Origin of the sequence: Paenibacillus sp. RC334 (genome assembly GCF_030034735.1) — a bacterium.
GTDB classification, from domain to species: Bacteria; Bacillota; Bacilli; order Paenibacillales; family Paenibacillaceae; genus Paenibacillus; species Paenibacillus terrae_A.
In genome coordinates, this window is record NZ_CP125370.1 from 1,014,377 (window position 1) to 1,025,476 (window position 11,100).

At 44.0% G+C, this 11,100-nt stretch carries 9 protein-coding genes and 2 pseudogenes; 10 read left to right on the forward strand and 1 reads right to left on the reverse strand.

All coding sequences use genetic code 11. The features are described 5' to 3' along the window. Positions 1-78: 78 nt before the first annotated feature. From QMK20_RS04865 to QMK20_RS04880, 4 genes and pseudogenes are all read left to right on the forward strand, one after another. Positions 79-966 carry a LysR family transcriptional regulator gene (locus tag QMK20_RS04865; RefSeq protein WP_283654825.1) on the forward strand — a complete coding sequence of 296 codons (888 nt, stop codon included), beginning with the start codon at positions 79-81 and terminating at the stop codon, positions 964-966. A 195-nt stretch (positions 967-1,161) separates the two neighbouring features. Beyond that, entirely contained in the window at positions 1,162-2,382 is a 1,221-nt protein-coding gene (locus QMK20_RS04870; RefSeq protein WP_283654826.1) for a M20 family metallopeptidase, read from the forward strand. Further along, positions 2,379-3,797 (forward strand): YfcC family protein, encoded by a 1,419-nt coding sequence (locus QMK20_RS04875; RefSeq protein ID WP_283654827.1) that lies wholly within the window; start codon positions 2,379-2,381, stop codon positions 3,795-3,797. Before QMK20_RS04870 ends, QMK20_RS04875 begins: the two co-directional genes overlap by 4 nt. Before the next feature lie 234 nt (positions 3,798-4,031). Further along, positions 4,032-6,471: pseudogene (locus QMK20_RS04880) on the forward strand (rhamnogalacturonan lyase). Positions 6,472-6,806: 335 nt separating this feature from the next. On the opposite strand, the gene QMK20_RS27320 reads toward QMK20_RS04880, so the two are convergent. Beyond that, positions 6,807-6,923, reverse strand: coding sequence for a hypothetical protein (locus tag QMK20_RS27320; protein WP_404520424.1), 117 nt, complete (start codon positions 6,921-6,923; stop codon positions 6,807-6,809). Positions 6,924-7,339: 416 nt separating this feature from the next. Here QMK20_RS27320 and QMK20_RS04885 point away from each other — a divergent pair, with 416 nt between their 5' ends. The 6 genes and pseudogenes from QMK20_RS04885 (at position 7,340) to QMK20_RS04910 (ending at position 11,003) form a co-directional block, all read left to right on the forward strand. Further along, complete coding sequence (locus QMK20_RS04885) at positions 7,340-7,735, forward strand: MaoC/PaaZ C-terminal domain-containing protein (protein WP_283656205.1); 396 nt, start codon at positions 7,340-7,342, stop codon at positions 7,733-7,735. A 548-nt stretch (positions 7,736-8,283) separates the two neighbouring features. Next, entirely contained in the window at positions 8,284-8,469 is a 186-nt protein-coding gene (locus tag QMK20_RS04890) for a TetR-like C-terminal domain-containing protein (RefSeq protein WP_283654828.1), read from the forward strand. Positions 8,470-8,689: 220 nt separating this feature from the next. Next, on the forward strand, positions 8,690-9,265 hold the full coding sequence (locus QMK20_RS04895; protein WP_283654829.1) for a LysE family translocator: 576 nt from the start codon (positions 8,690-8,692) through the stop codon (positions 9,263-9,265). 25 nt (positions 9,266-9,290) lie between these two features. Beyond that, positions 9,291-9,916: pseudogene (locus tag QMK20_RS04900) on the forward strand (AraC family ligand binding domain-containing protein). 116 nt (positions 9,917-10,032) lie between these two features. Continuing rightward, complete coding sequence (locus QMK20_RS04905) at positions 10,033-10,719, forward strand: cyclase family protein (protein WP_283654830.1); 687 nt, start codon at positions 10,033-10,035, stop codon at positions 10,717-10,719. A 134-nt stretch (positions 10,720-10,853) separates the two neighbouring features. Continuing rightward, positions 10,854-11,003 carry a hypothetical protein gene (locus tag QMK20_RS04910; RefSeq protein WP_283654831.1) on the forward strand — a complete coding sequence of 50 codons (150 nt, stop codon included), beginning with the start codon at positions 10,854-10,856 and terminating at the stop codon, positions 11,001-11,003. The last annotated feature ends 97 nt before the right edge of the window (positions 11,004-11,100 follow it).

Below are 11,100 nucleotides of genomic sequence, written 5' to 3' on the forward strand. Positions count from 1 at the left end.
GATACGTCTGTGGGCTTTTTTCCTGCGGAGAATTTGGGAACGGATGAACAAGGGAACAATATAACGAAAGGAGTGACGATGATGGATGAAAAGGATTGCCTGATGTTGTGCTACATTGCAGAAGAACATAGTCTGAAACGTGCCGCCGAGCGTTTGTATATTACACAACCCGCCTTGACCTACCGTCTGAACCAATTGGAAAAGGAGTTCGGGGTGCCGATTATCGTACGCGGGAACAGAGGAACGAAGCTGACCATGGAAGGGGAAAGATTGGCTGAGTATGCCAAACGAAATTTGAGAGAATTGACCGAATTAAAAGAAGCCGTTATTCACCTGAGAGGCGAGGTAAAAGGGACACTCCGGTTAGGGATTTCAAGCTACTACGGGCATTATCGGCTTCCGCCGATCTTAAAGAGCTTCAAGGATATTTATCCTGATGTGCAATTTTCCGTTACCTGCGGACTCAGCGCAGAAATTTATGAAATGCTTCGCGGAGATGAAATTCATCTGGGTGTCATTCGCAATGATTACCCTTGGTCTGAGGGAAAGCATCTTCTTCATGAGGAGCATATTTGCGTGATCTCCAAAGAAGCTGTAGAGCTTGAGCAATTGCCGGAGCTTCCGCTGATTCGTTATAAGGACCCGGGCAAACCGCAGCTTTCCGGCCACATGTATTCCTCGTTTAACGAATCGGTGCAGGCGTGGTGGAGTGAAATGTTGGGCAGGCCGCCACGGGTTTCCATGGAGGTGGACAGCTACGAAACCTGCAAGGAAATGGTCCGACACGGACTGGGATATTCCATCGTACCCGAAATATTTGTCTCTCCAAAGGATGAATTATATGCATTTAACTTAGTTCGTAAGAACGGGGAGCCTGTCCTGCGTCGAACATGGATGTTGTATAAAAATAAATCTAGCCACCTTATGGCAGTGGAGAGATTTATAGAATGGATGCTCCAGTCTTGACGTGATGAAGGCAGCTAATATACGTAATTTTTGGTTAAAAATGGCGTATTTCAAGAGATGTCATGTCATATATAAAATAATTTTAAGGATAAACCCAAAAAATATTAAATTTACTTCACTGGCATTCGCTTATACAATGTTGAATATTGATTGTATATTTATTCGTTATGACGAATGAAAGGCGGCATTCCATTGATGAACTCAACAACGAACGGACATAATGGCAAAACGCCATTCCATGAAGAGATTATGAAGGCTGTAGATGCGAAGGATCACGAATTACGGGAGCTTGCCCGAACGATACATAAACATCCTGAGCTAAGCTTTCATGAATATCAGGCACAGGGCTGGCTCACCAATACACTGGAACAGGCTGGTTTTGCTGTGGAAAAAGGCATTGCCGGACTGGAAACCTCCTTCCGTGCGGTATGGGAAGGGAAATCCGGCGGACCCACAATCGCTCTGCTGGCTGAATATGATGCACTTCCAGCCATCGGACATGCCTGCGGACACAACCTGATTTGTACCGCATCAGTGGGGGCCGCTATAGCTCTGAAGGAAGCGATGCCGGATCTTCCCGGACGCATCGTGGTGTTAGGCACACCAGCCGAGGAGGAAGGCGGCGGCAAAATCATCATGTGCGAGCATGGCGTGTTCGACGGCATTGACGCCGTAATGATGGTGCATCCGCAGAGCAAAACGATGGTTTTGCGCGGTGGATTGGCTTGCGTGGATGCCACGTTTACGTTTCATGGCAAGCAGGCCCATGCCGCTTCCTCCCCAGAGAAGGGCATCAGCGCACTGGATGCCATGATTAATGCCTTTGTGGCGATTAATTCAGTTCGCCAGTTCGTCACCAGCGACGTGCGTATCCACGGCATTATTACAAAGGGCGGAGATGCCCCGAATGTTGTGCCGGAGCTGTGCGAGGCCGTATTTATTTTGCGGGCGCAAACCGTTGTCGGCCTGGCAGAAGTGCGGAGCAAGGTGTATCGCGCTGTTCGTGCGGCGGCAGAAGGCATGGGCGCCACCGTGGACATTGCCGAGGGACTTATTTATGCGGAGCGCAATACGAACAAGAAGCTGGCCGCTTTGTTCCAGAACAATCTGGAGCAGCTCGGTCTGGAGGTACACGAGCCGCCTGCGCAAGGGGGGATCGGTTCGTCGGATATCGGCAATGTCAGTCAGATTACCGCAGCGATTCATCCTTACATCCGATTGGGTGACGCATCCACGCATACGCCGGAATTTGCCCAGCTTGCGGGAGCGGAGGAAGGCATGATTGAAATGAATTATGCCGCCAAAGCGCTGGCATTAACGGCTTATGATCTCGTGACCGATCCGGTGGCTTTGAGAGAGGTACGGACTGAATTTGAACAGTGGCAAGCGCAGAGAAACGGGGGAGCATCCGAATGAGTAGCAACACGGCCGTACCGAGCGGCCCGAAAAAATGGCTGAAAATGCCGCATACCTTTGTCATTCTTATTTTTCTGACCTTAGTGGCCGGGATATTGACCTATGTCGTCCCCGCCGGAGAGTTTGAACGGGTTAAAAATGAAACAACCGGCAAAACGCTTCTCGTTCCCGGTTCGTACGCTCATGTCGATCCGAATCCGGTTACGCTGTGGGATATTCCAAAATCCATCGTATCCGGTCTGGTCGATTCTGCCGATGTGGTCTTTTTCATTCTGATCATCGGCGGTGTTTTTCAGATTATTACGTCCTCGGGAACGATTGAGGCGGTCACGGGAAGAGTCGCAAGATCTTTTTCCAACAAAGGTATATGGGTGATTCCGGTATTTATTACCCTGTTTTCCGTGGGCGGTTTTACGATGGGCATGTCCACCGAGGTTATGGTATTCGTGCCGATTGGTATTGCTATCGCCCGGGCGTTGAAATTTGATGCGATGACGGGTACGGCCATGATTTCACTGGGGGCTTCCTGTGGATTTACTGCCGGGCTGCTGAATCCGTTTAATGTCGGCTTGGCACAGGCGATTGCGCAAATTCCTATTTTTTCAGGGCTGTGGCTTCGTGCCATCCTGTTGGTCATCCTGATCGTCATTACGAGCTTATATATTATGCGTTATGCCAGTAAAGTGAAGAAAAGCCCGGAAATCAGCCTTGTTTACGAATTGGAAAAGAGCGCTGAAGACAAGCCAGTGGATCTATCCAATCTGCCTTCCATACAGCTTAAGCATATCCTGATCATTTTGACCGTTGTAGTAAGCTTCGCGATGTTGATCTGGGGAGTGTCCAAAAAGGATTGGTGGATGGAAGAACTGGCTGCCCTGTTTCTTTCGATGGGAGTCATTTCCGGCTTTTGCGCAGGCTACGGGCCAAGTCGCATTGCGACAGAGTTTGCCAAAGGGGCCAAGGATATCACCTATGGTGCGCTGATTATCGGTTTTGCACGTTCCATCGTGGTTGTACTGGATCACGGCAATGTGATTGATTCCATCGTTAACAGCCTTGCTATCATGGTGGGACATTTGCCTGAATCGGTACAAGTGCTGGGTATGTATGTGTTCCAAAACATTATGAACGTATTCATCACCTCCGGTTCGGGAATGGCCGCAACGACGATGCCGATTATGGTGCCGCTGTCCGATCTGCTCGGCATTACACGGCAGACGACGGTGCTTGCCTTCCAATTGGGAGACGGATTTTCGAACATGATTTTGCCTACTTCCTCAGCCTTAATGGGAAGCTTGGCTGTATCGGGCATTCCGTATCAGAAATGGGTTCGCTTCTTTTGGCCGCTACTGGCTGTCTGGTTCGTACTGGGTGCAGTATTCGTAGTTGTCGCCCAAATTATCGGATATCACTAAACTATAACTCTGTAAATACTTTTCAGCCCTCATCTTGCCGTGTTCGTATAGGCTTGGTGGGGGCTGTTTTATGTGAAACGGCAAACAACACGGATTTGTGAAGAGAAATCCCCGGATATTTAAACGCTTTTGGAAGAACGGCAAAACTATAATAATAAGGAATTTAAATTATGTAAGCGCAATCATTTTGGGTATTTGCTTGTCATCACAACACAATTGAGGAGGACGACTTGGATGGCTCAAAGGAAAGGCGCATGGCGAAAGGGAACCTTGACCGCCGCGTTGGCAACGATGCTGGCGATGACGGGTACAACTGTGGGGATGGCGGCAGAAGCTCCATCTGAACCGGAGCTTCAGGCAGCATCGGCTGTTGCCGTCGAACAGAACCGAAGTGGCAGCATCCAACTGGAAAAGCTGGATCGGGGACTGGTGGCTGCGGTGACGCCGGAGGGTGTATTTCTAAGCTGGCGGCTGCTGGCGCAGGAAGTGAATGGTTACGGCCCAACGGGGCTGACAGGCGCGAATTTTAATGTATACCGTGACGGTAAAAAAGATCGCGACGGTGACCGACAGCACCAACTATGTGGATAAAGAAGGAAGCGGAAATGCAGTCTACAGGGTGGCTTCAGTCGTTAATGGACGGGAAAAGGATCGCAGCGCCAAAGTGACGCCGTGGCAGCAGGGTTACTACGAGCTGCCTCTTCAAAAGCCCGCCGATGGAGCAACACCCGCAGGTGAGTCCTATACCTACTCTGCAAATGATATGAGTGTGGGGGATGTGGACGGAGACGGACAATATGAATTTTTTGTAAAATGGGACCCGTCGAACTCCAAGGACGTTTCTCAGAAGGGCTATACCGGAAATACGTATGTCGATGCATATACAGTTGAGGGCAAGCTGTTATATCGGATCGACCTAGGTGTGAATATTCGGTCAGGTGCACATTATACACAGATGATAGTGTACGATTTTGATGGCGACGGCAAAGCCGAGCTGATGTTCAAAACGGCTCCGGGTACCAAAACGATTACTTTTGACAAGAAGGGCAAGCCAAAAAAAGAAACATATATTACCCTGCCCCGTGAGGATCGCAAAGCAGGGATTACGCATAAGGACGATTACCGTTTAAGCCGCACGGATTATTACGAGCATGTGGTGAACATGTTCATGAACTGGACGAAGCATGAAGAAGTGGTCAAAGGGAAATGGCCTGCTACGCTGGAGGAATGCTTTGGTATCGCTCCAAAGTATAGCTATCCGTTATCCCGTAAAGATGCGGAAAGTTTGACCGACTATTTTATGGATGTATACGCGCCTGCGCGGAGCGACAAAAACAAGCTGAGAGAGTTCGAAGGCTTCATTGTGGATGGACCGGAATATTTAACCATTTTCAAAGGAAAAACGGGAGCAGAGCTGGACACTGTCCGCTATGAGCCGGAGCGTCATGACGATGGCCTCATGTGGGGCGATTACGCCATGGCCCGGATTGAACCCGCCAACCGGGTGGATCGTTTTCTGGCAGGCGTGGCTTACTTGGACGGACGCAAACCGTACGCTGTATTTGCACGCGGGTACTATACTCGTTCCACGCTGGTCACCTACACATGGGACGGTCGCCATCTCCAAAAGAACTGGATGGTGGACAGCGGCTGGGCGCCAATGACGAATCCATTTAACGATAGCCCGCACGGGCGTGATGGAACGGACCCGAAATTCGGAACCTTGACCACACAGGGAGCCCATTCGCTGAGCGTGGCGGATGTGGATGGTGACGGCAAGGACGAAATCGTATACGGCTCTGCCACCATCGACCATGACGGTAGCCTGCTGTACAGCTCGTTCGATGTCATGCCATCGGAAAGTGCGATTCCCGGCGAAACAGCCCGTTTGGGTCACGGCGATGCGCTGCATGTGACGGATATTGACCCTGATCGGCCAGGGAAAGAAATCTTTATGGTGCATGAGGGCGGCACCTATGCTCCTTATGGCTATTCGCTGCGGGATGCCAAAACGGGTAAAGTCATCTACGGTGGATATTCCGGCAAGGATACAGGCCGGGGAATGATCGGGGACATAGACCCTGAACAGCGAGGGCTGGAAACCTGGGCTATAGGCTTATGGACCGCTGCCGGCAAGCAGCTTGATACCAAGATGCCTGGCACTAATATGAGTATCAAATGGGCGGCGGACATGACCACTCAAATCGTAAACGGGGCAATTGACGTAACTCCAACCATTGAGGACTGGAAACGGGGTACATTGCTGACCGCAACAGGAACGAAGACGAACAACTATACAAAAGGAACGCCATCACTGGTAGCCGATATTTTCGGAGATTGGCGGGAAGAAATGCTCGTCCGCACAGCGGATAGCTCGGCGATCCGTATCTATTTGAGCACTGAGCCTACGACGCATAAATTGTACACACTGATGCATGATCCGCAATATCGGGCGGATGTGGCCCGCCAAAATACGGGCTATAACCAGCCATCCTATACAAGCTTTTACTTCGCATCCGATATGGATTGGGCGAATGTGCCGATTCCCAAGCTCTACACCCCAAGAGCCGTAATTCAGGAAGAGAGTAGCGATGAGGTGGATGAGGCAGAGACCTCGGAGACAAATGCGAAGGAAATAGAGGCAGAGTCGGCGGAATCAACAAAGGATTTATAAAAGAATAGACTAGGCTTTCCCTGTATTAATATATAAGTTGAACTGGAAATGTACATGAGGCGCCACTACGCAGGCGGATGGTGCTTCCCATCGCTGTTGCCCCCGGATTTCCTGAATGAACGCACAATGTTTGAAATCCGGGGGCAAAGGCGACCGCTCCGCTTGTACAGCACCATTCCGCCTACTCCGTTTTCCATGTTAATTTTCTAAAATAATAAGGAACTTCTAACGGAGTTCCTTATTATATTTAGAAGTATCTATTATTATAATAAAAAAAATTGACAAACCGACTTTATAGTTTCTAACAAAGCCTTCTAATTACATATTTCACCTCTTTAAATAATAAAAAGTTGAAAGGTAAGCCAACGAAGTAATAAAATTACTGCCAAATAAAATTCGCTTTTCCCCACAGGCTTCTGGAATTTTGAAGCTTGATTCGACCATGCTGGCAACCATAATGCTTCTTCTAGATTATGTAGTGTAATAGCAAATAAAAATAAAATAACTAATTATTCCAATAGAAAACCTTCTCTATACATTCTGTTTTTTTACTTTAAACCTTCTGTGTTACAACGTTAATTCCTTGTTCAACAAAACTCCCTTTAGTTGATTAGGGCTTAACTGATCATTCTGAATTTTGATACTTGTATCCATATCCGATTAGGTGATTGTCTAATATTAATTAACTGTCATTTTCATGAAATTAAAAATAGGCATACTCACACTTCAATAAAGTTGAAGAGTACAGACAGGCACATACCAAAAGAGTCATAACTTGATTAGCCTTACAACCTTGATTTAATATTAAAAAATGCAAATTAACGATGAGGTGAAAATAATGAAATTCAATGAATTTTACGTTGGCTAAATTTTTAAAACGAAGTCCATAAAAATAACTAAAGAAAATATCACTAAATTTGCGGCAGAGTTTGACCCACAATATATGCACTTGGATGAGGAGAAAGCAAAACAAGGTAGATTCAATGGAATAATTGCTTCAGGAATACAAACAATTGCTGTTTCATTCAAATTGTGGGTTGAAACTGGGAGTTATGGTGATGATGTAATCGCTGGAACAGCTATGAATAATCTTAAATTCTTAAAGCCAGTTTATCCAGGTGACGAATTGTATACAGTAGTCGAGGTTATTGCAGTAAATGAGAAGAATAATGGAACAGGAATAGTTACAGTTTTGTTGTCAACATATAACAATAAAGATGTGAAAGTTTTCGAAGGGGAGTTATCTGTTCTCATTAATAAATAAAATATTATCAGTTATATTGTCCCGAACTGAGGACAATAACTGATATCGTTGGACTCATTCGTTATTGAGGAAGAGAAAGTCTCAAGCACTTAGAACGAACATGTTGACCTTTTACAAACAGCAAAACTGATCCCGGAAATGCAAGAATGCAAGAATTTTTGTTTAACTAACAGTTGATCGATTTCCCACTTCGTGCTCTTTAAGACGTTTCAGTATTTCCTGTAATTATACGACAGACACCATTAAATTGAGTTTTCTTACTCTTTTAGAAACGAAAAAAATGCCTCAAATAACGGTAACTGAAATATGTAAACAAGCAGATATTAACCGTGGCACCTTTTATCTTCACTATAAAGACCCTTATGAATTATTTGAGGTAATGCAGAATGGATTTAATCAAGAAATAATGGAAACGTTACAAAAAGGAGAAAGTCCCTGCACAACCGAAGAATCCTTGATCAACCTATTGAGCATAATTCAAGATAAGAAAACGATTTATAAAATCTTAATTTCGGAGAGAGGAAAAAAATAACTTTCTATCACAAGTCTTGCTTGAAGATTATCTGCAAAGAAATGGAGACAAACAAAACAGGAAGGAGCCATTTTCAATGGACTATTCTTTCACTTACATGGTTCACGGTTCCATTGGAGTCATTAATCAATGGCTTGAGTCAAATAGTGGGGAAAGCCCGCAAACTATTGCACATATCATTTCTTCCTTGGCTCATCAATAATGACATCATCCAATGAAATGGCCAAGGTGTTTGGCATAAAGTAAAGGACAAGGACTTGTGTTCATAGCCGCTTAGATAGATATCTAATGAAATTAAACAATTAGTGAGGCAAAGGAGAGACTTTACAGAAGCTTTATTATAATCCATGCAATAATATACTACATACCATTTAATCTTAAGATGTAATATTCATAAGAATACCTTGAAGGGAGCTTTTCTCATGAATATTGCATCTTTTTTATTATACTGTTGTATTGTTACTTTTACACCAGGACCTACTAATATCGTAATATTATCCACAGTGCATAATTTTGGGACAAAAAAGGCAATGAAATATACGTATGGAGCAACAATTGCTTTTGGTTTATTACTTGTTTTTTCTGCTGTGTTGAGCACTACGCTTATAACGATTATACCAAGAATTTTAGTTGTTATGCAGATAATCGGAAGCTTTTATATGTTCTATCTCGCTTATCAAATTTACAAAATGGATACATCAAAACCAGCTGTAAACCAAACCGCTACCTTTATGACAGGCTTCCTTATGCAGTTTTTAAATCCAAAGGTGATAATATTTACATTGACTATAATTCCTAACTTTATTATGCCCTACTATAATACAATACCTGCAGTAACCATAAGTGTTATGGTTATAACTCTTGTTGGATTTTTAGCATTTGCTACGTGGGTTCTTTTCGGTACAATCTTCAAGGAGTTTTTACAAAGGCATCAAAAGACTGTTAATGTAATTATGGCATTATTTTTAGTTTATGCCGCAGTAATGATATGGATGTAGGTAAGCTAATAAAGAGGAGAATTAAATGGACAAATTTATCTATAAAAAATCGGCAGGTATTACTGCGTTGTCAGCATGTATTACTGATTTTACGTATAAAAAGCACTCTCACCAGGAGTATGCAATAGGTGTAACTTTGCGTGGTATTCAACAGTATAACTTGGATGGCAGTTTACAATTATCATATCAAAATGGTGTTATGCTTTTTAATCCAGGACAGATACATGACGGGAGGGCACATGATAAGGCAGGGCTTGATTATATTATGCTATATATTGAGCCACAATTGCTTTTAGATGTTATTGAGAAAAAGGATATCGTACGTTTTTCAACCCCTATCGTGTATGATTATAGACTTAAACAAAGAATATTAAGTCTTTTTAATGCAATATTAAACGAAAAAGATGAGGCTTTGTGCTGTGATTTATTCTTATCCCTAACGGAAAGCCTTATGCAAACTAATCTTTCTTCAGACTATAAGAGAGATAACGCTCTAATCAGGAAAGCAAAAGATATAATTCATCATACTAACTTAGAAAATGTACTTAAACTTGACGATATATGTAAGAACTTGATTTAACTCATTTAAATAAACAATTTAAAAACGTATATGGAACAACAGCATTTGAATATATGTCACATTTAAATTAAGGATAGTTTTTAAAACTATGTTTGTAGTTTTACTCAGAGAGGACCTTTTCAATTGGCAAAAACTAAATGTTACAGCATTAAGTATGGAATCTTATATTCTACAGGAGCGTGTTAGTATGTCAAAATACGTCGAAATTGGTTACCCAATTTATGAAGGAATGCCTGTTTATCCAGGATTGCCGGAAGTGAAATTAGAGCCTAAAGAGCGTTTGGACAAAGGGGATGACTGGAACGGAAGCGTGCTAAGCATGTATCTTCATGCCGGTACCCATGTCGATGCCCCGTGGCATCATAAGAATAACGGTAAGGGAATAGATGCTATTCCGATTGAAGACTTCATCTACAGAAAGCCGCTATTAATCGATTGCCCGCTTGGCCCGAACGGCTTTATCACTATCGAAAAGCTCAAAGAATATGAAGAACTGAATGAGGCAGATATTCTAATTTTCAACACGAGCCATTGGAAACACCGGGATACGGATTTCGAGAAATACGCCAATAATTTCCCGGCTGTCTCTCCGGAAGCCGCCGAATACATCCGAACGAAGTTGCCAAACTGCAAAGCGGTGGCCATAGATACCTTGAGCATTGAAAATTTGACAGAAGCAAAAGGAAACGGCTATTTTGTCCACCATGCCTTTTTAGACCATGAAAAGTATGAAGAGCCGACAATGCTCATTTATGAAGACATTAATCCAGCGCCATTGGTTGGCAAAAAGCTCATTTCTGCCTTCACAGCACCACTTCGAATTAAAGACCACGATGCATCTGTCGTTAACGTCATCGTTGAAATTGAAGAATAAGAGCTATTCTGTGTTAGCCTCGAAAAAAAGGAATTTCAGGATAGGACAAGAAGTGCAGCGACGCTATTAATATCTCAAATGTATTACAAAGCCGCATAGGGAGGCATCTGTATGGAAATGGAAGTGCTGGTTCCATGCTCTTTCGCGCCAATGCTGACCGATCGAATGGCTATTACCTGAATTTACAGGTGATCGACCTGGAGGACGGTACGTTTGCAGAAGGGCATTTTGGCGTGAATGTATTTGGAGGGCAGGCTTTTTACCAAAATGTAAGGGTCGAGTAAATTTGAATTTTTTTCAGAAGGAGAGCCGTATTTACGTGCTCTCTTTTTAATGCATATTTTTAAATGTGTCAGCAGAAATCTTTAATTTATTAGTTAG